Here is a 21,334-nt window from a genome sequence, read left to right on the forward strand (position 1 = left end):
CAGTCAGTAGAGCCGGAAAACCTGGGATTTCGCTGCCCGTTGGACGGTGCAATGCGCTTCTGTCCATGAGTCGCTGGAAGACCTGGGCATCTCGCCCGGGTTGTCCTGGCTTATTGGGCCATGACCTCTTGGGAGGTGTCACATATCGTTTGTGATCGCGGCGCCGGAGGCCATCGCGGCAGCGGCCACGGATTTGGCAAGCATCGGTTCGACGATCGGGGCGGCCAACGCCGCGGCCGCGGCCAACACGACGGCGGTGCTGGCCGCGGGCGCCGATCAGGTGTCGGTGGCCATCGCGGCGGCTTTTGGGGCGCACGGCCAGGCCTATCAGGCGCTCAGCGCGCAGGCGGCGACGTTTCATATCCAGTTTGTGCAGGCCTTGACCGCGGGCGCGGGCTCGTATGCGGCCGCCGAGGCCGCCAGCGCCGCGTCCATAACCAGTCCGCTGCTCGACGCGATCAACGCGCCCTTCCTGGCGGCGTTGGGGCGCCCGCTGATCGGTAACGGCGCCGACGGGGCGCCGGGGACCGGGGCCGCCGGCGGGGCCGGCGGATTGTTGTTCGGCAACGGCGGCGCGGGCGGGTCCGGCGCGCCCGGCGGGGCCGGCGGATTGTTGTTCGGCAACGGCGGCGCCGGCGGCCCCGGCGCGTCCGGCGGCGCGCTGGGCTGATCGGCAACGGCGGTAACGGCGGTAAGGGCGGGCTTGGGGTCCCGCCGGGTGTCGGTGGTACCGGCGGCGCCGGGGGGCTGCTGCTCGGCCTGGATGGGTTGACGTAGGCGGCGGCCCGCAGCCCGCCGGGCTCCACGTCATCTGGCGCTGCTGGCAGACCAACGCTCCCTACGAGCCCACGCGCCACCGAGCCCTCCAGGGCCCTGCTGGCCCAACATCAACGAACGGATACCTGGGACAGGACGACTGGAAGGCGGGCAGTTGACCCATGCCGAATACCGGTGGCAGCCTGCTGCACATCGCATCCACTTCCGGGCGACCAACACGTCGAGCAGCCGCGACATCCGCGGCATGCAATGCTGGCGGCGCGACAGGTGCTAGGAGGAGTGGTTGCCCGCACCGTAGTAGTTCAGCCAGGCCGCAATGCGTTGACCGATACGCGGGTCGGTTTCCTCCGGCAGCAGCAAAACCCGAGCCTGGATCACACCCACGTCGAGCAGGCCGCTTCGGATGAGGGCGGCCACGAAAGCTTTGTCCTTCTCGCGTCCGGCGGCAAGTTTCGCCACCGCGAGGTCGTGCGGTTCCAGAAAGCGTGGTTTCGCCGGGCGCGAGGATTCGACGGTCCAACTGACCAGCCGGTCCCGCCACCCGTTAGGCAGGATCGCGGTGTCGATATGTACGCCCTCGGCATAAACGCCATTGCTGCGGTGAAAATCGGACATCTCGCCGATTGCCACGTCGACATGATCCGCTTTGTCCCGCGCCGGGTCGTTGACAAACGCGATGTCGGCCTCCTGGGAGGCGGTGGCCTGCGGCGGTAGTTCGTTTTCATCAAATGACCCCAGGATCGACTGCGACCCGAGTACCAGCACGTCCACATCGCCCACAACAGCACAGGCGCGGCGGAGGAGATGTGCAAGTTGCTGACGCGTCATTCCGTCATGGCCCGCTCGTGCTCGCGATCCCAGTGATCCTTGAACGACCGCAGCACCGCGACCCTCGTCGCCTCCGGCAGTATGCCCGCGAACGGGGAGTTCTGCCGCATCTCCCGAGCGTCCTCCGAAGGGCTGGTCAATACGTGCATGACCGCGTCGAGGCCGTCGTTAAGGACACGCTGCCACTTCGTGAAATACCACCCCGCCATGCCGTCCCGACGATGCATACCCGACCAGCGACGCAAGTTCTCTCGTGCGGCGGAGACGACCGTATCCGGTTCGGTCAACAGCGGGCTCAGCAGGGCGCGATGCAGCCACAGCGACCTTTCCTCCTCGCGGGTCAACCGGCGGCTCGTGACGCGCTCGACTTCGCTACTGGGCACCCGCCGATGGCTGCCGACGTGCACGCACACCATCTCGCCGCGGTCACACATGTTGACGACATGCTGCCGCGATACCCCGAGTATCTGCGCGGCCTCACTCGTCTTCAGCAGAGTCTCCATGTCCCAATGCTGGCTAGTAAACCCAAAAAACACAACATCGTTGCGGAGCGTGATCGCACCGGCTGACGCTAGAGCGAGGGCCCCAGTTCCGCGGCCGACAGGTGGCAGTGAGCTAGCTGCCGCGCAGCGTCTCGATCACTGCGCTGAAGTCCAAGTCGGCGTGATCGGCGGCGAACTTGGCGTAGATCTGGGCGGCGTGGCTGCCCAGTGGGGCCGCCGCACCGGTCGAGGCCACCGCTTCCATCGCCAGGCCCAACATGCCAGGTGCTGCCGACTACGGCGGTGATCCACACGGTCACGGCGGAAGCATTGGGCCGCATCGGTATTGATGCGCCGCGGATTCCTGGATCGTTGGACGTCGCCGCGCATGCGGCGATCGGGCTGCTGCCGTTGGTGGCCGGCTGCGACCGCCGACATCGGCGGCCTGTCCGCGGTGCTCGGGCCGGACGGGCTGCCCAAGTGTCTTTGTGTATGACGGCTATCCGGGTGGAGCCGGTTTCGTCGAACGCGGTTTGCACCGGCCCCGCGGCGCAGGTGGGTGACCAGTCACGCTCACCGCAGCGCGATTACGCGCACCAGGCCTTGCAACCCGATGTGCCGCGGCGCCGCGCGCGGCGGCACAGACCCCGCCGGTGTTCGGCAAAAACGGGGTCGTCGTCTTCGACGATGCGGTGTACTTGTCATCAGAATCAGTGTCTATGGTCATCGGGGGTGTCGTGGGCGCTGGCCCGCTGACTCGGGTGGGAGGTGGCACATGTCGTTCGTGCTGGCGATGCCGGAGGTGTTGGGGTCGGCGGCAACGGATCTGGCCGCTCTGGGCTCGGTGCTGGGCGCGGCCGATGCGGCCGCGGCGGCTACGACGACGGGCATCGTGGCCGCGGCCCAGGATGAGGTGTCGGCGGCGATCGCGGCGTTGTTTTCCGCCCACGGCCGGGCCTATCAGGTGGCCAGTGCGCAGGCGGCGGCGGTTCACGCCCAGTTCGTGGAGGCGTTGAGCGCGGGTGCGGGGGCCTACGCCAGCGCGGAGGCCGCCGGCGCGGCGGTGCTGGCCAACCCGGCGCAGAGCGTGCAGCAGGACCTGCTGGCCGCCGTCAATGCGCAAAGTGTCGCGCTCACGGGGCGCCCGTTGATCGGCAACGGCGCCAACGGGGCCCCGGGCACGGGGGCCAATGGTGCGCCGGGCGGGTGGTTGCTCGGTAATGGTGGGGCCGGCGGGTCCGCCGCCGCTGGCTCGGGCCTGCCCGGCGGGGCCGGCGGGGCCGCCGGGTTGTTCGGCACCGGCGGGGCTGGTGGGGCCGGCGGGAGTTCCACGGTAGGTGATGGCGAGGCCGGGGGTGCCGGTGGATCAGGTGGCTGGTTGTTGGGCACCGGTGGGGTCGGCGGGGTCGGCGGGCTCGGGGCCGGCGCCGGTGGGGCCGGCGGGGTTGGTGGGGCCGGCGGGCTGTTGGGTGCTGGCGGGCACGGCGGCGCCGGCGGGCTAGGCGCCGTCACCGGTGGGGTCGGGGGAACTGGCGGAGCCGGTGGGCTGCTGGCCGGGCTGCTGGCCGGGCCGGGCGGGGCCGGCGGGACCGGCGGACGTGGCTTTCTCAACAACGGTGGGGTCGGTGGGGCTGGCGGCAACGCCGGGCTGCTGTTCGGTGCCGGCGGCACCGGTGGATCCGGCGGAGCCGGCCTAGGTGGTGACGGTGGGGCCGGTGGGGCCGGCGGCAACACCGGTGTGCTGTTCGGCAACGCCGGATCCGGGGGGACCGGCGGGTTCGGCGATACCGACGGGGGAGCCGGCGGTGCCGGCGGTGACGCCGGCTGGTTGGGCTCCGGTGGGGTCGGCGGGGCCGGCGGGTTCGGCGAAACCGGTGACGGGGGTGTCGGCGGGGCCGGCGGCAAGGCCGGGTTGCTGATCGGTAACGGCGGGGCCGGCGGCGCCGGTGGGCAAGGCGCCGTGACCGGCGGTACCGGCGGGGCCGGCGGCGACGGGGTGCTGATCGGCAACGGCGGCAACGCCGGCATCGGCGGAACCGGACCGACCGCGGGTGATACCGGCGCGGGTGGGATCAGTGGGCTGCTGCTGGGCGCCGACGGCTTCAACACCCCGGCCAGCGCCTCTCCGCTGCACACCCTGAAACAACAGGCGCTGGCCGCGATCAACGCGCCGACCCAGACACTGACCGGGCGACCGCTGATCGGCAACGGCACCCCCGGGGCGGTCGGCAGCGGGGCCACCGGGGCCCCCGGTGGGTGGCTGCTCGGCGACGGCGGGGCCGGCGGGTCCGGCGCGGCGGGCTCGGGCGCGCCCGGCGGGGCGGGCGGGGCTGCCGGGCTGTGGGGTACCGGCGGGGCCGGCGGGGCCGGAGGCAGCTCGGCGGGTGGCGGCGGGGCCGGTGGGGCCGGCGGGGCCGGCGGCTGGCTGCTCGGCGACGGCGGGGCCGGCGGGATCGGCGGAGCCAGCACCGTACTCGGCGGCACCGGCGGGGGAGGCGGGGTCGGTGGGCTGTGGGGCGCCGGTGGGGCCGGCGGGGCCGGTGGAACCGGCCTTGTTGGTGGCGACGGCGGGGCCGGTGGGGCCGGCGGGACCGGCGGACTGCTGGCCGGGCTGATCGGTGCCGGCGGAGGTCACGGCGGGACCGGCGGGCTCAGCACTAATGGCGACGGCGGGGTTGGCGGGGCCGGCGGGAATGCCGGAATGCTCGCCGGGCCGGGCGGCGCCGGCGGAGCCGGCGGTGACGGCGAAAACCTGGACACCGGTGGGGACGGCGGGGCCGGCGGTAGCGCAGGGCTGCTGTTCGGCAGCGGCGGCGCCGGCGGCGCCGGCGGATTTGGTTTCCTCGGTGGGGACGGCGGGGCCGGTGGCAACGCCGGGCTGCTGTTGTCCAGCGGCGGGGCCGGCGGGTTCGGCGGGTTCGGCACCGCCGGTGGGGTCGGTGGGGCCGGCGGCAATGCCGGCTGGCTGGGCTTCGGCGGGGCCGGTGGCGTCGGCGGCAGCGCCGGGCTGATCGGCACCGGCGGCAACGGCGGCAACGGCGGCACCGGCGCCAACGCCGGCAGCCCCGGAACCGGCGGCGCCGGCGGGTTGCTGCTGGGCCAAAACGGGCTCAACGGGTTGCCGTAGCCGGGCGGCACGGCATGGCTTCCGGGCGTCAACCACTCGCCGGTGATGCAGATCGGCTGCGGAGCGGGCCGCCAAAATGGGGGCCGCCGCGCCAGGTATCTCGGCGAAGATCCCCGGCGCTCGAGCGCTTTGTCAGAGGCCCGTCGCGGGTCGTCGTGACGACGGCTATCCGGGCGGTGCGGGTTTCGCGGCGCGCCCTGTGCCCGGCACCGCCGCCCGTTTGTCGGCAACGCCGCCGCGACCCGTGAGCCGTCCAGCAGCTGGCGCCTGCGAAACGTGTGGAAGCGCTGCATGCGGTGCCGGATCGCGATATCGTTGATTTCTGCAATTAATTCCTACCCGTACGGGTGTGTCGCTGGTAGTCGGGCACCAGGCCGTGAGGGGTTGGGAGGCATGCGATGTCATGGGTGATGGTTTCGCCGGAGCTGGTGGTGGCGGCGGCAGCGGATTTGGCGGGGATCGGGTCGGCGATTAGCTCGGCTAATGCGGCGGCGGCCGTCAACACGACGGGATTGTTGACCGCGGGTGCCGATGAGGTGTCGACAGCGATTGCGGCGTTGTTCGGTGCCCAAGGCCAGGCCTACCAGGCGGCGAGCGCACAGGCGGCGGCGTTTTACGCCCAGTTCGTGCAGGCCCTGAGCGCCGGCGGAGGCGCGTATGCGGCCGCCGAGGCCGCCGCCGTGTCGCCGCTGCTGGCCCCGATCAACGCGCAATTCGTGGCGGCCACCGGGCGCCCGCTGATCGGCAACGGCGCCAACGGCGCCCCCGGGACCGGAGCCAACGGCGGGCCCGGCGGGTGGTTGATCGGCAACGGCGGCGCCGGCGGGTCTGGCGCCCCCGGCGCTGGGGCCGGCGGTAACGGCGGGGCCGGCGGGCTGTTCGGCAGCGGCGGGGCCGGCGGGGCCTCCACCGACGTCGCCGGCGGGGCCGGTGGGGCCGGCGGGGCCGGCGGAAACGCCGGCATGCTGTTCGGCGCCGCCGGGGTCGGCGGCGTCGGCGGATTCTCGAACGGCGGTGCCACCGGCGGGGCAGGCGGGGCCGGCGGGGCGGGCGGGCTGTTTGGCGCCGGAAGGGAACGCGGCAGCGGCGGGTCGGGCAACCTCACTGGCGGGGCCGGCGGGGCCGGCGGCAACGCCGGGACACTCGCCACTGGTGATGGCGGGGCCGGCGGGACCGGCGGCGCTAGTCGCAGCGGCGGATTCGGCGGGGCCGGCGGAGCCGGCGGCGACGCCGGCATGTTCTTCGGCTCCGGCGGCTCCGGCGGCGCCGGCGGCATTAGTAAAAGCGTCGGGGACAGCGCCGCCGGCGGGGCCGGCGGGGCCCCCGGGCTGATCGGCAACGGCGGCAACGGCGGCAACGGCGGCGCGAGCACCGGCGGCGGGGACGGTGGGCCCGGCGGGGCCGGCGGCACCGGCGTGTTGATCGGCAACGGCGGCAACGGCGGCAGCGGCGGGACCGGCGCGACCCTGGGCAAGGCCGGCATCGGCGGTACCGGGGGGGTGCTGTTGGGCCTGGACGGCTTTACGGCCCCCGCCAGCACCTCGCCCCTGCACACCCTGCAGCAGGACGTGATCAATATGGTGAACGACCCCTTCCAGACGCTCACCGGGCGTCCGCTGATCGGCAACGGCGCCAACGGCACTCCGGGGACCGGGGCTGACGGCGGAGCCGGCGGCTGGTTGTTCGGCAACGGCGGAAACGGCGGGCAGGGAACGATCGGCGGCGTCAACGGCGGGGCCGGCGGGGCCGGCGGGGCCGGCGGGATCTTGTTCGGCACCGGCGGCACCGGGGGCAGCGGCGGGCCCGGCGCCACCGGCCTCGGCGGGATTGGCGGGGCCGGCGGAGCCGCCTTGCTCTTCGGCTCCGGCGGGGCCGGCGGAAGCGGTGGTGCCGGCGCGGTCGGTGGCAATGGCGGGGCCGGCGGCAACGCCGGTGCGCTCTTGGGCGCCGCCGGGGCCGGCGGGGCCGGTGGTGCCGGCGCGGTCGGTGGCAATGGCGGGGCCGGCGGTAACGGCGGGCTGTTCGCCAACGGGGGAGCCGGCGGGCCCGGTGGGTTTGGCAGCCCCGCTGGGGCTGGCGGGATCGGCGGGGCAGGTGGGAACGGCGGGCTGTTCGGCGCCGGCGGGACCGGCGGGGCCGGCGGGGGAAGCACCCTCGCCGGCGGCGCCGGCGGGGCGGGCGGCAACGGCGGGCTGTTCGGCGCCGGCGGCACCGGCGGCGCCGGCAGCCATAGCACCGCCGCCGGAGTTTCCGGAGGGGCCGGCGGGGCCGGCGGCGACGCCGGCTTGCTCTCCCTCGGCGCCTCCGGCGGGGCCGGCGGCAGCGGCGGTTCCAGCCTGACCGCCGCCGGCGTGGTCGGCGGCATCGGCGGCGCCGGAGGCTTGCTCTTCGGCTCCGGCGGCGCCGGCGGGAGCGGCGGGTTCAGCAACTCTGGCAACGGCGGCGCCGGCGGGGCCGGCGGCGACGCGGGTTTGCTCGTCGGCTCCGGCGGGGCCGGCGGGGCCGGCGCCTCCGCCACCGGCGCCGCCACCGGCGGGGACGGCGGGGCCGGCGGCAAGTCCGGAGCGTTCGGTCTCGGAGGTGACGGCGGCGCCGGCGGCGCCACCGGTTTGTCCGGTGCTTTCCACATCGGCGGCAAGGGCGGCGTCGGCGGCAGCGCCGTGCTGATCGGCAACGGCGGCAACGGCGGCAACGGCGGTAACAGCGGTAACGCCGGGAAATCCGGGGGTGCACCCGGCCCCAGCGGCGCCGGCGGCGCCGGCGGGCTGCTGCTCGGTGAGAACGGGCTGAACGGCTTGATGTAGCCGGCGGGCCTGCGACCGCGCGCGGCGTTGACAGCATCGCTTCGGCCGCTCGACCGCAGATGATGCTGTTGATGCGTTACCGTGTGCATCATGCGCACCACGGTGTCAATCTCCGATGAAATACTCGCTGCCGCCAAACGCCGGGCCCGCGAGCGTGGTCAATCGCTGGGCGCTGTGATCGAGGACGCCCTTCGGCGGGAGTTCGCCGCCGCCCACGTCGGCGGCGCCCGCCCGACCGTCCCGGTTTTCGACGGCGGCACCGGTCCGCGGCGAGGCATCGACCTGACCTCGAATAGAGCGTTGTCCGAAGTGCTCGACGAGGGCCTGGAACTGAACTCCCGGAAGTAACCCCCAATAGGCGCAGAACGGCAATGTTCCTTCTCGACGCCAACGTGCTGCTGGCTGCACACCGCGGTGACCACCCGAATCACCGAACCGTCCGCCCCTGGTTCGATCGACTGCTCGCGGCTGACGACCCCTTCACAGTGCCGAACCTGGTATGGGCGTCGTTCCTCCGGCTGGCAACGAATCGACGCATCTTCGAGATTCCGTCACCGCGAGCAGAGGCATTCGCATTCGTCGAAGCCGTCACCGCCCAGCCCCATCACCTTCCGACGAACCCCGGTCCCAGACACCTCATGCTGCTGCGAAAACTCTGCGACGAGGCCGACGCATCGGGCGACTTGATACCTGACGCGGTACTCGCGGCCATAGCAGTGGGGCATCACTGCGCCGTGGTGAGCCTGGACAGGGATTTCGCCCGGTTTGCCTCGGTGCGCCACATTCGCCCGCCGCTCTAGCGAGCGGTCCTCAAGTACAGTCGGCGACCGGACAAACCGCTGCGCCAGACGATTCACCGTCCTCGCGTCAATTCGAGCAGCTACGGCCGAAAGCCAAGGGCCTTCTTGGTCGGGGTGAAAAAGTTCAGACGCAGCGACACCAGCTGCCACAGCTGGTTGAGCAACTCCAGTTCCTCGGTGCTGTCGTAGCGCCAGTGGAACGCGTGTTTGCGCACCACACGGTTGTTCTTTCGACTCCACGTGCGCCTGGTCGTTCGTCTGGTACACCAGGCTACCGGGCTATCGGATTCGGCCCCAAACCTCAGGAGCCGCCTCCGGATCCGGTGCCGTTTCCGCCCTACCAGCCGAAGGTGTGGGACTAAACTATCTAGGGCAAGTGCGGGCCATAGTGGGCGACTGCGTCATCCACATCATGCCGATGGGCACCGGGGTCGAGCTGAGCAAGTTGGCCGATCTGGCATTGGATATCGGCCGCAGTGTCGGATGCTCGGCCTACGAGAACGACTTCACGCTGCCGGACATTCCAACGCAGTGGCGCAACCAGCCGCTGGGCTGGTACACGCAAGGCCTTGCCCCCTACCTGCCGGGGCTGTCGGACCCGAAAGACGCCGCCGAGGGCTGATGGGTGTGCCGGCGACCTCTGAGGGCGAGCAGACGCATAAGCGCCCAATTTCGTGTCGAAATGGGCGCTTATGCGTCTGCTCGCGCGCGCAACGTGTGGATCACCGCGCTGAAGTCCAGGTCGGCGTGGTCGGCGGCGAATTTGGCGTAGATGTCGGCGGCGTGGCTGCCCAGCGGGGCCGTCGCACCGGTGGCGGCCACCGCATCCATCGCCAGGCCCAGGTCCTTGTTCATCAACGCGGTCGAAAACCCGGGCTTGAAGTCGTTGTTGGCCGGTGAGGTGGGCACCGGGCCCGGCACCGGGCAATTGGTGTGCACCGCCCAGCAATTGCCGGTCGCGCCGGTGATGACGTCGAACAACGATTGTGCGGACAGCCCGAGCTTCTCGGCCAGCACGAACGCCTCGGCGATCGCGATCTGCTGCACCGCCAGCACCATGTTGTTGCACACCTTGGCGGCCTGTCCGGCACCGGCGGCGCCGCAGTGAATGATCTTGCCCGCCATGGGCTCTAGTACCGGGCGTGCCCGCCGTAGCGTGGACTCGTCGCCGCCGACCATGAATGCCAGCGTCGCGGCGGCGGCGCCCTTCACCCCGCCGGAGACCGGCGCATCCAGTTGGAGCATGCCGTGCGATTCGGCCAGCGCGTGCACCTCACGGGCATCGGTGACCGAGATCGTGGAGCTGTCGATGAACAGCGTTGCCGGACGCGCGGCGGCCAGCACGTCGGTGTAGCAGCGCCGGACCACCTCGCCGGTGGGCAGCATGGTGATGACCACGTCGGCCTCGGCCACCGCTTCGGGCGCGCTACGAAACACCGCGACACCGTGCGCGGCGGCGCCGGACGCCGCCGTGGGTGCCGGGTCGAATCCACGCACGACGTGGCCCGCACCAACCAGATTCGCCGACATCGGCGCACCCATGTTGCCCAAACCTAGGAAGGCGATGGTCGTCATCTGAGCCTCTCTAAACGGTGGCGCGGAACCGCGCGGCCTCGGCCCGACCGATGACCAGCCGCATGATCTCGTTGGTCCCTTCCAGGATGCGATGCACCCGCAGGTCGCGGACGATCTTCTCCAGACCATACTCGCGCAGATAGCCATAGCCGCCGTGCAGCTGCAGGGCCTGGTCGGCGACCTCAAAGCAGGTGTCGGTGACGTAGCGCTTGGCCATCGCACACAGCTCGACCTTGTCGGCGTCGTCGTCATCGAGCGCACTTGCGGCCCGCCACAACAACATTCGCGACGTCTGCAGCCCGGTAGCCATGTCGGCCAGGGTAAACCGCACGGTGGGCTCGTCGAGCAGCGATCCGCCGAAGGCCTGTCGGTCGCGAACGTAGGCGCCCGCTTTGTCAAAGGCGGCCTGCGCGCCACCCAGCGAGCATGCTGCGATATTGAGCCGGCCGCCGTTGAGGCCGCTCATCGCGATACCGAAGCCGGCGCCTTCGCCGTCGGCGCCGCCCAGCATGGCCTCGGCGGGTACCCGCACCCCGTCCAGCACCACCTGCGCGGTGGGTTGGGCATGCCAACCCATCTTCGCTTCGGGCGCGCCGAAACTCAGCCCCGGTGTGCCCTTTTCGACGATGAACGCCGACACGCCGCGCGGACCCTCGGCGCCCGTGCGCGCCATCACCACATACACGTCCGATGCTGCGGCCCCGGAAATGAATTGTTTGACGCCATCGAGCACGTAGTCGCCGCCTTTTCCTGAGCCGTGCCTGACGGCGCGGGTGCTCAGTGCGCCGGCATCGGATCCGGCGCCCGGTTCGGTCAGGCAGTAGCTGGCGATGACGCCCATGGTGGCCAGTCGCGGAATCCAGTCCTTGCGTTGCTCGTCGGTGCCGAAGCTGTCAATCATCCACGCGCACATGTTGTGGATGGACAAAAACGCGGCGGTCACCGGGTCGGCGATCGCCAACTGCTCGAAGATGCGCACGCCGTCGAGCCGGCGCAGCCCACTGCCGCCGACGTCGTCGCGGCAATAGATCGCGGCCATGCCGAGTTCGGCCGCTTCCCGCAACACGTCCACCGGAAAGTGTTTGGCGGCATCCCATTCCAGGGCGTGCGGAGCCAGGCGTTTGCCGGCGAAGGCGGCCGCCGTCTCGACGATCACCCGTTCGTCGTCGTTAAGGACAAACATGACACGCTAACTCATTGTGGGGATGACGAATTCGGCACCGTCCTTGATGCCTGACGGCCATCGCGACGTGACGGTCTTGACCTTGGTGTAGAACTGGATTGCCGCCGGGCCGTGCTGGTTGAGGTCGCCGAAGCCGGAGCGCTTCCAGCCGCCGAAAGTGTGGTAGGCCACCGGCACCGGGATCGGCACGTTGACGCCGACCATGCCCACCTGCACCCGGGAGACGAAGTCGCGGGCCGCGTCGCCGTCGCGGGTGAAGATCGCCACCCCGTTGCCGTATTCGTGCTCCGACGGCAGCCGCAACGCCTCTTCGTAGTCGCGGGCGCGAACCATGCACAACACCGGCCCGAAGATTTCGTCGGTGTAGATCGACATGTGGGCAGCGACATGGTCGAACAGGGTCGGCCCGATGAAGAAGCCGCCCTCCAGGTTCGCATCGCCTTCAGGCAGCCCAAAGGTCAGGTCGTCGCTGGCGCGGTCGCGGCCGTCAACGACCAGCTCGGCACCGGCGGCCACACCCTGGCCGATGTAGTCGCGCACCCGCGCCAGCGCCGCCCCGGTGACCAGCGGGCCGTAGTCCGCCTTGGGGTCCAGGCTGTGTCCCACCCGCAAGTTATTGATCCGCTCGATCAGCCTGGCGCGCAACCGCTCCGCGGTCTGATCGCCCACCGGCACGGCGACGCTGATCGCCATGCAGCGTTCGCCGGCGCTGCCGTATCCGGCGCCGATCAGTGCGTCCACGGCCTGATCCAGGTCCGCGTCGGGCATCACGATCATGTGGTTCTTGGCACCGCCGAAACACTGCGCCCGCTTGCCGGTGGCGGCGGCACCAGCGTAGATGTACTGAGCGATATCCGAGCTGCCGACGAAGCCGACGGCCTTGATGTCGGGGTGGTGCAGGATGGCGTCGACGGCCTCCTTGTCGCCGTGCACCACCTGGAACACGCCCGCCGGCAGGCCCGCCTCGATGAACAGCTCGGCCAGCCTCACCGGAACCGACGGGTCGCGCTCACTTGGCTTGAGCACGAAGGCGTTGCCGCACGCTAGGGCCGGGCCGGCCTTCCACAGCGGAATCATCGCCGGGAAGTTGAACGGGGTGATCCCCGCGACCACACCCAGGGGCTGCCGCAGCGAATAGACGTCGATGCCGGGGCCGGCACCCTCGGTGTACTCGCCCTTGAGCAGGTGGGGAATGCCCAGGCAGAACTCGATTACCTCGATGCCGCGCTGGACGTCGCCGCGGGCGTCGGCCAGCGTTTTGCCGTGCTCACGCGACAACAGCTCGGCCAACTCGTCGATGGTGTCGTTGACCAGTTCGATAAACCGCATCAACACCCGGGCACGGCGCTGGGGATTCCATGCGGCCCAGCCCTTTTGGGCCTCGACCGCGGAGGCCACGGCCGCGTCGATGTCTGACTTGCCGGCCATCGGTACCTTCGCCTGGATCTGGCCGGTGTTGGGGTCGAAGACGTCGGCCGAGCGCGTGGACTGGCCGGCGGTGCGTTGTCCGTCGATGAAATGTGAAATCTGTGTGGTCATGGTTGTCCTGTGCAAGCCGGTGGCGGCGGGGAATCCCGATACTTGGATATCCTAGTAACTGTGGCGGATGGCTCGCAAGGCGACCGAGCCGACAGCGTCCTAGCGGGAGACGCTTGGATGCTCGTTGCATTTTGGCCGATACCCGCATCTGTTCCGGCGCTGCGCTCCATCATGGCTAGTACGCGACAACACCCGGGGGTAAGCGATGTCATTTGTGATCGTGGCGCGGGACGCGTTGGCGGCGGCCGCGGCGGATCTAGCGCAGATCGGTTCGGCAGTGAATGCGGGCAATCTGGCCGCAGCCAATCCGACGACCGCTGTGGCGGCGGCGGCCGCCGACGAGGTATCGGCGGCACTCGCGGCGCTGTTCGGCGCGCATGCCCGGGAGTATCAGGCGGCGGCGGCGCAGGCAGCGGCGTATCACGAGCAGTTTGTGCACCGATTGAGCGCGGCAGCGACATCGTATGCGGTTACCGAGGTGACCATCGCGACGTCGCTCCGGGGGGCGCTGGGCTCGGCGCCCGCGTCCGTTTCCGACGGGTTCCAAGCGTTCGTCTATGGTCCGATTCACGCGACCGGCCAGCAATGGATCAACAGCCCGGTCGGCGAGGCGCTCGCCCCGATTGTCAATGCGCCGACAAACGTGCTGCTCGGCCGCGATCTGATCGGCAACGGCGTCACCGGGACGGCGGCAGCTCCCAACGGTGGCCCCGGCGGTTTGCTATTCGGTGACGGTGGGGCCGGCTATACCGGCGGTAACGGTGGGAGTGCCGGGTTAATCGGCAACGGGGGTACCGGTGGCGCCGGCTTTGCCGGCGGAGTGGGCGGCATGGGCGGCACCGGCGGCTGGTTGATGGGCAACGGCGGCATGGGTGGCGCGGGCGGTGTCGGCGGTAACGGCGGCGCCGGGGGCCAGGCGCTGTTGTTCGGCAACGGCGGCCTGGGCGGAGCCGGCGGGGCTGGCGGGGTCGATGGGGCTATCGGTCGTGGCGGGTGGTTCATCGGTACCGGCGGCATGGCCACGATCGGTGGTGGCGGCAACGGGCAGTCGATCGTCATCGACTTCGTGCGGCACGGCCAGACGCCGGGCAACGCCGCAATGTTGATCGACACGGCGGTGCCCGGACCCGGACTCACCGCGCTGGGCCAGCAACAGGCGCAGGCCATCGCCAACGCGCTCGCGGCCAAGGGCCCCTATGCCGGGATCTTCGACTCGCAGTTGATCAGAACGCAGCAGACCGCCGCGCCGTTGGCGAACTTGCTGGGGATGGCCCCGCAGGTATTGCCCGGGCTCAACGAGATCCATGCCGGCATCTTCGAGGACCTGCCGCAGATCAGCCCCGCGGGCCTGCTGTATCTCGTCGGCCCGATCGCCTGGACGCTCGGATTTCCCATCGTGCCGATGCTGGCCCCGGGCTCCACCGACGTCAACGGGATCGTCTTCAACCGAGCCTTTACCGGTGCGGTTCAAACGATCTACGACGCTTCCTTGGCCAATCCGGTCGTGGCCGCAGACGGCAACATCACGTCGGTCGCTTACTCCAGCGCATTCACCATCGGGGTCGGGACGATGATGAACGTCGACAATCCCCATCCGCTACTGCTGCTCACCCACCCGGTGCCCAACACCGGCGCCGTCGTGGTACAGGGCAATCCCGAGGGCGGCTGGACGCTGGTCAGCTGGGACGGGATACCCGTCGGGCCGGCGTCGCTGCCGACCGCGTTATTCGTCGACGTGCGCGAGCTGATCACGGCGCCGCAATATGCGGCCTACGACATTTGGGAGTCCCTGTTCACCGGCGATCCGGCGGCGGTCATCAACGCGGTGCGAGACGGTGCCGATGAGGTCGGCGCGGCTGTGGTCCAGTTCCCACATGCGGTGGCTGACGACGTGATCGACGCTACGGGCCACCCCTATCTAAGCGGCCTGCCGATCGGTCTGCCCAGCCTGATCCCATGACCGCGAGCGACCAATAGGTCCCCACATGGCCCGGAGGCCGCTGCCAGCATTGACCCGACGATGCCGGCCCGCAGGCTTCCCTGATCGTGCGGAACCTGCTCGGCCGTGCATGGGACATCCAGATCGGATTGCCTCCGGGTACGGCGTACGCCGGACCCGGTCGCCGGGACGATACCGGGCTAGTGTTAGCTAGCGGTGGAAAAAGCCCGACACGAAATCGATCGAATTAAAGCCACCAGAATCCTGCTTTCCAGAGTTCCCGAAACCCGATGTGGCGCTGTTGTTGTCGGGATTGGCTTCAAGATTACCGAAGCCCGACTGTAGAAAACCCGTATTGCCAAAGCCCGACATGAATCCACTGAACAGGCCGGTTCCCTTGTTCCCGAAACCCGATGTTACACTAACCGAATTGTTGTAACCCGTTACCGATTGGCCCGAGTTGGCGAAGCCCGAGATTTGTAAATTACCAACGTTTTGGGCGCCGGAGTTTCCCCTACCAGAATTATTGAAACCCGAATTTCCACTGCCGGCGTTTCCGAATCCCGAGTTTTCGCCCAGCCCATCGGTAGTATTGCCGAAACCGGTGTTCAGGTTGCCCGCGTTAAAGCCGCCCGTGTTGATATTGCCAGAATTTGCGAAGCCGGTGTTCGTCAGGCCAGAGTTCAAGAAACCAGAATTAGCGTCTCCTCCGTTGAAGCTGCCTGAGTTGAATGCACCCGAGTTGAAGCTACCGGTGTTAATGATGCCGCCGTTGAAGTTGCCGGTGTTGAAATCGCCCGCGTTCCCTATGCCGGTATTGGCCTGACCTGAGTTGCCAAAGCCAGTGTTGACGCTTAACGCGTTCCCGAAGCCGGTGTTGATAAAGCCGGAGTTTCCGAAGCCGGTGTTGATGTTGCCTGAGTTGGCTACGCCCGTGTTGGTGACGCCCGAGTTGCCCACGCCGAAGTTGCCGCTGCCCGAGTTGAAGAAGCCGATGTTCCCGGTGCCCGAGTTACCAAATCCTATATTACCGCTACCGGAATTCAGTCCGCCAAAGCCGATCTGATTGCTGCCGGTTAACCCAATGCCGATATTATTGTTGCCGGTGTTCCCGAAGCCGAAGTTGTAGCTGCCGCTGTTCCCGAAGCCAACGTTGCCGTCGCCTACGTTTCCCAGACCGATATTTGCGTTGCCCGTGTTACCACCGCCGAAGTTTCCATTGCCACCGTTGCCAATCCCGACATTCCCATTGCCGGGGGTGGGCACGGCGGGGGAACTCATGTTTGGACCTGCATTTCCGATACCAATGTTGGCATTGCCAAAGTTCCCGAAGCCGAAGTTGTTGTCGCCAGAGTTGCCACCCCCGACGTTCGCATTACCGATGTTGCCGCTACCCACGTTAAAGCTGGACGGTCCGATGCCAACGTTTCCGTTTCCGCTACCCAGGTTGAAGTTGCCGATGTTGCCGCTACCCACGTTGAAGCTGGAAATCTGGCCGTGGAAGGCGCTTCCGTTTCCGCCGCCAAAGTTGGCGTTACCGAGGTTTCCATTACCCAGGTTGTAATCGCCGGTATTACCATTGCCGACATTGAGGTTGCCGATATTGCCGACACCCAAATTGATGTTTGGCAACGCCGGCTGCCACGACGCCAGCTGTGCCGCTGCCGCCGAGGATGCGGCATGGTAGCCGGCCATCACCGCCACGTCTTGTGCCCACATCTGCTCGTAGGTGGATTCCATGGCCGCTATGGCCGGCGCGTTTTGCCCGAACACATTCGACACCGCCAACAACCACGTCCGAACACGATTGGCCTGCACCACCGCCGGATGCACCACGCCGGCCAGCGCCTCCTCAAATGCACCCGCCGCCGCCCGAGCCTGCCGCGCTGCCAGCTCGGCCTGGGCTCCAGCCGCGGTCAACCAGCTCGCATACGGCCCCGCGGCATTCGCCATCGCGGCCGACGCCGGTCCCTGCCAAGCGCCGCCGGCCAACTCCGACGTCACCGACCCGAACGACGACGCCGCCGCGTGCAACTCCTCGGCCAACCCGTCCCAGGCCCCCGCCGCCGCCAATAGTGGCCGTGACCCCGCACCCAGATACATCCGTAGCGAATTGGTCTCCGGAGGCAACCACGCGAAACCGACCATCACGGCCCCCTCACACCATTGACAAACCAGGACGCCTCGAGCCTAACTACACAACGCGAAGGGATTGGGACTTCTATCGGAATTGCGCCGCGTGCACTGGCCGCCGGCCTTTCCCCGCCAGCCTCGGTGTTTCATGCCGCTTGCCGTGGTCTGCCACCTGCGAGTTCGCATTTGTGCAGAGTCCCGTCGGGAGTTGTCAAAACTAAAACGGGCGATCTTGATCGCATCGGAAGCGCGAGATTGCGCCCTGAGCTGCGCCTTCGTGGAGCCCCCGGTCAGGATTGAACGGACGACCGCTCGCTTATAAGGCTGTTCCGGTACCGATCCTTAAGCCATCGAGGCCCTCGGCCTCATAGCGGGCCAACCAGGTATGCAGCGTCTGCCGCGACACCCCAACTTTCTCGGCAACCTGCGAGATCGACAACCCGTCGCTGATCACCGCCAACACGGCTTGATACCGCTGTTCTGCCACACTCAACTCCTTCATCGAAGGAGTGTCAAGGATCAGCCGAACCAACTGTCAAGCATCAGCCGAAACATCGTCAGGCATCACCCGAACCCAAAACGTCAAGCATCAGCCGAGGTACTACACGAACGCTTGAGCCCCCTGTCAGGATTGAACTGACGACCGCTCGCTTACAAGGCGAGTGCTCTACCACTGAGCTAAGGAGGCCGATGAAATCGCTGTGAGTCTAGCCGCTCACTCGCTGTCGACGACGCGTTGCGAACGCACCGACCGCGACGACGAGCGGCGCGCGGGACGGCGCCCGGGCAGTGGAATGCGCTCGGCGATGCTGCTCAGCGGGTTGACCACCATGGTAAGTGCGATCACAGCGTCTTGCAGCGTCGCGATGGCCGGCTCGAGCGCCTCCATCCCGGGTGTCAGCCGCGCCAACGTGTCGGCGACGTCGGCGAGCTGTTCGAGCGGTCCGTCCTTGGCCGTTATCTTGTCGATCAGTCCGCCTTCGGCCAGCAGCCGGTCGGCCAGCCCGTCTTCGGAGAGCACCCGCTCGATAAGTCCGTCCTCGGCGAGCAGCTGGTCGGCCAGTCCGCCCGGTTGCAGCGCGCGCTGCATGGCGCCGCCTTCAGCGGTCAGGCGGTCGAGTAAGCCGCCGGGCTGGGTCAGCAGGTCGACCACCCCGCCGGGCCGCAGCATCCGGTCCATCGGCCCGTTGGGCGCGATGGCGCGTCCCAGCGGCATATCGTCGTCCAATAGCCTGGCCAGCCGGTTGGCGCGGGCAATCGTGTCATCGATTCCCAGCATGTTGGCCATTGAGGTCGACCCGCTTGCGCCGCCGGCATCACCCAACGCTTGTTTGGCCATGTCAACCGCCGCGCCGGCCATGTTCAAACCGGTGTCGGCGGCGGCGAGCCCCGCTCGTGCGGGCCAGGTCGCAATACCCACGAGGGTTTGGCCGAGGTTCATTCTGCGAGTGTATTCACGGCGCGCCGTGGATTGAGCGGCAACGGTCCAAGCTGATTTGGCGATTCCTGGCAGACTGTTAGCAGACTACTGGCAACGAGCTTTCAGGAATTACACAATGACTGTGAAGGTAACGTTCAACCAATGCGGAAAGGGGTTGATCTCGTGACGGCGGGAACCCCAGGCGAAAACACCACACCGGAGGCTCGTGTCCTCGTGGTCGATGATGAGGCCAACATCGTTGAACTGCTGTCGGTGAGCCTCAAGTTCCAGGGCTTTGAAGTCTACACCGCGACCAACGGGGCACAGGCGCTGGATCGGGCCCGGGAAACCCGGCCGGACGCGGTGATCCTCGATGTGATGATGCCCGGGATGGACGGCTTTGGGGTGCTGCGCCGGCTGCGCGCCGACGGCATCGATGCCCCGGCGTTGTTCCTGACGGCCCGTGACTCGCTACAGGACAAGATCGCGGGTCTGACCCTGGGTGGTGACGACTATGTGACAAAGCCCTTCAGTTTGGAGGAGGTCGTGGCCAGGCTGCGGGTCATCCTGCGACGCGCGGGCAAGGGCAACAAGGAACCACGTAATGTTCGACTGACGTTCGCCGATATCGAGCTCGACGAGGAGACCCACGAAGTGTGGAAGGCGGGCCAACCGGTGTCGCTGTCGCCCACCGAATTCACCCTGCTGCGCTATTTCGTGATCAACGCGGGCACCGTGCTGAGCAAGCCTAAGATTCTCGACCACGTTTGGCGCTACGACTTCGGTGGTGATGTCAACGTCGTCGAGTCCTACGTGTCGTATCTGCGCCGCAAGATCGACACTGGGGAGAAGCGGCTGCTGCACACGCTGCGCGGGGTGGGCTACGTACTGCGGGAGCCTCGATGAGTCTTGGTAGTTAATCGGATCGGCAGCCCGAGGAGAACGCGGCAATGGCCAGACACCTTCGAGGAAGGCTGCCCCTACGGGTACGCCTGGTCGCAGCCACGCTGATCCTGGTGGCCACTGGACTTGTGGCCTCGGGGATCGCGGTCACCTCGATGTTGCAGCACCGGCTGACCAGCCGGATCGATCGGGTGTTGCTCGAGGAAGCCCAAATCTGGGCGCAGATCACGCTGCCCTTGGCGCCGGACCCCTACCCTGGTCATAACCCCGATCGGCCGCCGTCGAGGTTCTACGTTCGGGTGATCAGCCCCGACGGCCAGAGCTATACGGCACTCAACGACAACACTGCCATACCGGCGGTGCCCGCCAACAATGATGTCGGCCGGCACCCGACGACGCTGCCATCGATCGGCGGATCCAAGACTTTATGGCGCGCGGTCTCGGTGCGCGCGTCGGATGGCTACTTGACCACCGTCGCCATTGATCTGGCCGACGTCCGGAGCACCGTGCGGTCACTGGTGCTGTTGCAGGTCGGCATAGGCAGTGCGGTGCTGGTTGTCCCCGGGGTGGCGGGCTACGCTGTGGTTCGCCGCAGCCTGCGGCCGCTGGCAGAATTCGAGCAGACGGCCGCGGCGATCGGCGCGGGGCAGCTGGATCGCCGGGTCCCGCAGTGGCATCCGCGAACTGAGGTCGGCCGGCTTTCGTTGGCGCTCAACGGAATGCTGGCACAAATTCAGCGGGCGGTGGCGTCCGCGGAATCTTCCGCCGAAAAGGCCCGGGATTCAGAGGACCGGATGCGACAGTTCATCACCGACGCCAGCCATGAACTGCGTACCCCGTTGACCACTATCCGCGGCTTCGCGGAGCTGTACCGACAAGGAGCCGCCCGCGACGTGGGCATGCTGCTGTCGCGGATTGAGAGCGAAGCGAGCCGGATGGGGCTGCTGGTGGACGATTTGCTGCTGCTTGCCCGGCTAGATGCGCACCGGCCGTTGGAACTGTGCCGGGTGGACCTGCTGGCGCTGGCCAGTGATGCCGCGCACGACGCGCGGGCGATGGACCCCAAACGCAGGATCACCCTGGAGGTCCTTGACGGCCCCGGCACCCCGGAGGTCCTCGGCGACGAATCGCGGCTTCGGCAGGTGCTGCGCAATCTCGTTGCAAATGCCATACAGCACACCCCGGAAAGCGCCGACGTCACCGTGCGAGTCGGCACCGAGGGCGACGACGCCATCCTCGAGGTCGCCGATGACGGTCCGGGCATGAGTCAGGAGGATGCGCTGCGGGTGTTCGAGCGGTTCTATCGCGCCGACTCGTCGCGGGCGCGCGCCAGCGGCGGGACCGGACTGGGGTTGTCGATCGTCGACTCTTTGGTGGCGGCCCATGGCGGAGCGGTCACCGTGACGACCGCGCTCGGGGAGGGTTGCTGCTTTCGTGTCTCGCTGCCGCGCGTCAGTGACGTGGACCAGCTGAGCCTCACGCCAGTTGTGCCAGGGCCGCCCTGATCTTGGCCTGCGCTTCGTCCAGCGATCCCGGTGAGGGGTTGCGGTCGACGTTGGCAAAGCCGAAATCACTGAGGCTGCGGGTGGGAAACACGTGGATGTGTAGGTGGGGCACTTCCAGCCCGGCAATGATCATCCCGGCGCGTTGGGTTGAAAACGCCCGGCACACGGCCTTGCCGATCAGCTGGCTCACCGACATGACGCGGCCAAATAACGCGGGATCCACGTTTTGCCAGTGGTCGATTTCGGCGCGTGGCACCACCAAGGTGTGGCCTTGCGTCATCGGCTCAATCGTCAAGAACGCCACGACGTCGTCGTCCTC

The 21,334-nt window shown here is 68.4% G+C and carries 19 protein-coding genes, 1 tRNA gene and 1 other annotated feature (1 of these 21 running past the window's edge); of the genes, 10 read left to right on the forward strand and 10 right to left on the reverse strand.

Going from position 1 to position 21,334, the window contains the following annotated elements:
- Window positions 1–30: a mobile genetic element (IS1557'-1, len: 517 nt. Region similar to Insertion sequence IS1557 on MTCY373- (IS1557- 1st copy). This region is a possible MT-complex-specific genomic island (See Becq et al., 2007).), on the forward strand; it begins 487 nt to the left of the window's first position.
- A gap of 112 nt (window positions 31–142) precedes the next feature.
- Window positions 143–670, forward strand: a complete 528-nt coding sequence (locus Rv0742; protein YP_177749.1) for a hypothetical protein — start codon at window positions 143–145, stop codon at window positions 668–670.
- A gap of 377 nt (window positions 671–1,047) precedes the next feature.
- Here Rv0742 and Rv0743c read toward each other — a convergent pair whose 3' ends face one another.
- Both Rv0743c and Rv0744c read right to left on the reverse strand, forming a co-directional pair.
- Entirely contained in the window at window positions 1,048–1,605 is a 558-nt protein-coding gene (locus tag Rv0743c; protein ID NP_215257.1) for a hypothetical protein, read from the reverse strand.
- Window positions 1,602–2,108, reverse strand: coding sequence for a transcriptional regulator (locus tag Rv0744c; RefSeq protein NP_215258.1), 507 nt, complete (start codon window positions 2,106–2,108; stop codon window positions 1,602–1,604). The genes Rv0743c and Rv0744c overlap by 4 nt, the downstream gene beginning before the upstream one ends.
- 207 nt (window positions 2,109–2,315) lie before the next feature.
- On the opposite strand from Rv0744c, the gene Rv0745 reads away from it, so the two are divergent.
- The 5 genes from Rv0745 to vapC31 all read left to right on the forward strand — a co-directional run bounded on the left by Rv0745 (window position 2,316) and on the right by vapC31 (window position 8,818).
- Window positions 2,316–2,843 carry a hypothetical protein gene (locus Rv0745; protein ID NP_215259.1) on the forward strand — a complete coding sequence of 176 codons (528 nt, stop codon included), beginning with the start codon at window positions 2,316–2,318 and terminating at the stop codon, window positions 2,841–2,843.
- A gap of 19 nt (window positions 2,844–2,862) precedes the next feature.
- Window positions 2,863–5,214, forward strand: a complete 2,352-nt coding sequence (PE_PGRS9, locus tag Rv0746; protein YP_177750.1) for a PE-PGRS family protein PE_PGRS9 — start codon at window positions 2,863–2,865, stop codon at window positions 5,212–5,214.
- 398 nt (window positions 5,215–5,612) lie between these two features.
- Window positions 5,613–8,018, forward strand: a complete 2,406-nt coding sequence (gene PE_PGRS10, locus Rv0747) for a PE-PGRS family protein PE_PGRS10 (protein YP_177751.1) — start codon at window positions 5,613–5,615, stop codon at window positions 8,016–8,018.
- Between the two features lie 90 nt (window positions 8,019–8,108).
- Window positions 8,109–8,366 (forward strand): antitoxin VapB31, encoded by a 258-nt coding sequence (gene vapB31 / locus Rv0748; protein NP_215262.1) that lies wholly within the window; start codon window positions 8,109–8,111, stop codon window positions 8,364–8,366.
- A gap of 23 nt (window positions 8,367–8,389) precedes the next feature.
- Window positions 8,390–8,818 (forward strand): ribonuclease VapC31, encoded by a 429-nt coding sequence (gene vapC31, locus Rv0749; RefSeq protein ID NP_215263.1) that lies wholly within the window; start codon window positions 8,390–8,392, stop codon window positions 8,816–8,818.
- Window positions 8,819–8,898: 80 nt separating this feature from the next.
- On the opposite strand, the gene Rv0749A is transcribed toward vapC31, so the two are convergent.
- Window positions 8,899–9,036: a hypothetical protein gene (locus Rv0749A; RefSeq protein YP_177632.1), complete on the reverse strand. Its 138-nt coding sequence runs from the start codon at window positions 9,034–9,036 to the stop codon at window positions 8,899–8,901.
- A gap of 158 nt (window positions 9,037–9,194) precedes the next feature.
- On the opposite strand from Rv0749A, the gene Rv0750 reads away from it, so the two are divergent.
- Window positions 9,195–9,440 (forward strand): hypothetical protein, encoded by a 246-nt coding sequence (locus Rv0750; RefSeq protein ID NP_215264.1) that lies wholly within the window; start codon window positions 9,195–9,197, stop codon window positions 9,438–9,440.
- Between the two features lie 68 nt (window positions 9,441–9,508).
- Here the strand turns inward: Rv0750 and mmsB are convergent, their stop codons facing one another.
- The 3 genes from mmsB to mmsA are packed head-to-tail and all read right to left on the reverse strand — an operon-like array spanning window position 9,509 to window position 13,115.
- Complete coding sequence (gene mmsB / locus Rv0751c; protein NP_215265.1) at window positions 9,509–10,393, reverse strand: 3-hydroxyisobutyrate dehydrogenase; 885 nt, start codon at window positions 10,391–10,393, stop codon at window positions 9,509–9,511.
- Between the two features lie 10 nt (window positions 10,394–10,403).
- A complete protein-coding gene (fadE9, locus tag Rv0752c; RefSeq protein NP_215266.1) occupies window positions 10,404–11,576 on the reverse strand; it encodes an acyl-CoA dehydrogenase FadE9 in 1,173 nt (390 codons plus the stop codon).
- Window positions 11,577–11,582: 6 nt separating this feature from the next.
- Window positions 11,583–13,115, reverse strand: coding sequence for a methylmalonate-semialdehyde dehydrogenase (gene mmsA, locus Rv0753c; RefSeq protein ID NP_215267.1), 1,533 nt, complete (start codon window positions 13,113–13,115; stop codon window positions 11,583–11,585).
- 205 nt (window positions 13,116–13,320) lie between these two features.
- Between mmsA and PE_PGRS11 the strand changes: the two genes are divergently transcribed.
- On the forward strand, window positions 13,321–15,075 hold the full coding sequence (gene PE_PGRS11, locus Rv0754) for a PE-PGRS family protein PE_PGRS11 (RefSeq protein ID YP_177752.1): 1,755 nt from the start codon (window positions 13,321–13,323) through the stop codon (window positions 15,073–15,075).
- Between the two features lie 189 nt (window positions 15,076–15,264).
- Here the strand turns inward: PE_PGRS11 and PPE12 are convergent, their stop codons facing one another.
- The 3 genes from PPE12 to Rv0756c form a co-directional block, all read right to left on the reverse strand.
- A complete protein-coding gene (gene PPE12, locus Rv0755c) occupies window positions 15,265–17,202 on the reverse strand; it encodes a PPE family protein PPE12 (RefSeq protein ID YP_177753.1) in 1,938 nt (645 codons plus the stop codon).
- A 601-nt stretch (window positions 17,203–17,803) separates the two neighbouring features.
- Window positions 17,804–17,875, reverse strand: a tRNA-Thr gene (gene thrV, locus Rvnt09).
- A 27-nt stretch (window positions 17,876–17,902) separates the two neighbouring features.
- Window positions 17,903–18,628 carry a hypothetical protein gene (locus Rv0756c; RefSeq protein NP_215270.1) on the reverse strand — a complete coding sequence of 242 codons (726 nt, stop codon included), beginning with the start codon at window positions 18,626–18,628 and terminating at the stop codon, window positions 17,903–17,905.
- 141 nt (window positions 18,629–18,769) lie between these two features.
- Between Rv0756c and phoP the strand changes: the two genes are divergently transcribed.
- Together phoP and phoR are read left to right on the forward strand one after the other, a co-directional pair.
- A complete protein-coding gene (gene phoP / locus Rv0757; RefSeq protein ID NP_215271.1) occupies window positions 18,770–19,513 on the forward strand; it encodes a two component system response transcriptional positive regulator PhoP in 744 nt (247 codons plus the stop codon).
- 44 nt (window positions 19,514–19,557) lie between these two features.
- Window positions 19,558–21,015, forward strand: coding sequence for a two component system response sensor kinase PhoR (phoR, locus tag Rv0758; protein NP_215272.1), 1,458 nt, complete (start codon window positions 19,558–19,560; stop codon window positions 21,013–21,015).
- Here phoR and Rv0759c read toward each other — a convergent pair.
- A complete protein-coding gene (locus Rv0759c; RefSeq protein NP_215273.3) occupies window positions 20,987–21,319 on the reverse strand; it encodes a hypothetical protein in 333 nt (110 codons plus the stop codon). The genes phoR and Rv0759c overlap by 29 nt on opposite strands.
- Window positions 21,320–21,334 lie beyond the last annotated feature (15 nt).

This window comes from Mycobacterium tuberculosis H37Rv, assembly GCF_000195955.2.
Classification (GTDB): Bacteria; Actinomycetota; Actinomycetes; order Mycobacteriales; family Mycobacteriaceae; genus Mycobacterium; species Mycobacterium tuberculosis.

What these genes read in the sequence shown, in the direction of transcription:
- mmsA (NP_215267.1), bottom strand. Translation starts at nt 13,115, where the DNA reads ATGACCACACAGATTTCACATTTCATCGACGGACAACGCACCGCCGGC.
- vapB31 (NP_215262.1), top strand. Translation starts at nt 8,109, where the DNA reads ATGCGCACCACGGTGTCAATCTCCGATGAAATACTCGCTGCCGCCAAA.
- PE_PGRS11 (YP_177752.1), top strand. Translation starts at nt 13,321, where the DNA reads ATGTCATTTGTGATCGTGGCGCGGGACGCGTTGGCGGCGGCCGCGGCG.
- phoR (NP_215272.1), top strand. Translation starts at nt 19,558, where the DNA reads ATGGCCAGACACCTTCGAGGAAGGCTGCCCCTACGGGTACGCCTGGTC.
- PE_PGRS9 (YP_177750.1), top strand. Translation starts at nt 2,863, where the DNA reads ATGTCGTTCGTGCTGGCGATGCCGGAGGTGTTGGGGTCGGCGGCAACG.
- PE_PGRS10 (YP_177751.1), top strand. Translation starts at nt 5,613, where the DNA reads ATGTCATGGGTGATGGTTTCGCCGGAGCTGGTGGTGGCGGCGGCAGCG.
- Rv0756c (NP_215270.1), bottom strand. Translation starts at nt 18,628, where the DNA reads ATGAACCTCGGCCAAACCCTCGTGGGTATTGCGACCTGGCCCGCACGA.
- PPE12 (YP_177753.1), bottom strand. Translation starts at nt 17,202, where the DNA reads ATGGTCGGTTTCGCGTGGTTGCCTCCGGAGACCAATTCGCTACGGATG.
- Rv0743c (NP_215257.1), bottom strand. Translation starts at nt 1,605, where the DNA reads ATGACGCGTCAGCAACTTGCACATCTCCTCCGCCGCGCCTGTGCTGTT.
- phoP (NP_215271.1), top strand. Translation starts at nt 18,770, where the DNA reads ATGCGGAAAGGGGTTGATCTCGTGACGGCGGGAACCCCAGGCGAAAAC.
- Rv0744c (NP_215258.1), bottom strand. Translation starts at nt 2,108, where the DNA reads ATGGAGACTCTGCTGAAGACGAGTGAGGCCGCGCAGATACTCGGGGTA.
- mmsB (NP_215265.1), bottom strand. Translation starts at nt 10,393, where the DNA reads ATGACGACCATCGCCTTCCTAGGTTTGGGCAACATGGGTGCGCCGATG.
- fadE9 (NP_215266.1), bottom strand. Translation starts at nt 11,576, where the DNA reads ATGTTTGTCCTTAACGACGACGAACGGGTGATCGTCGAGACGGCGGCC.
- vapC31 (NP_215263.1), top strand. Translation starts at nt 8,390, where the DNA reads ATGTTCCTTCTCGACGCCAACGTGCTGCTGGCTGCACACCGCGGTGAC.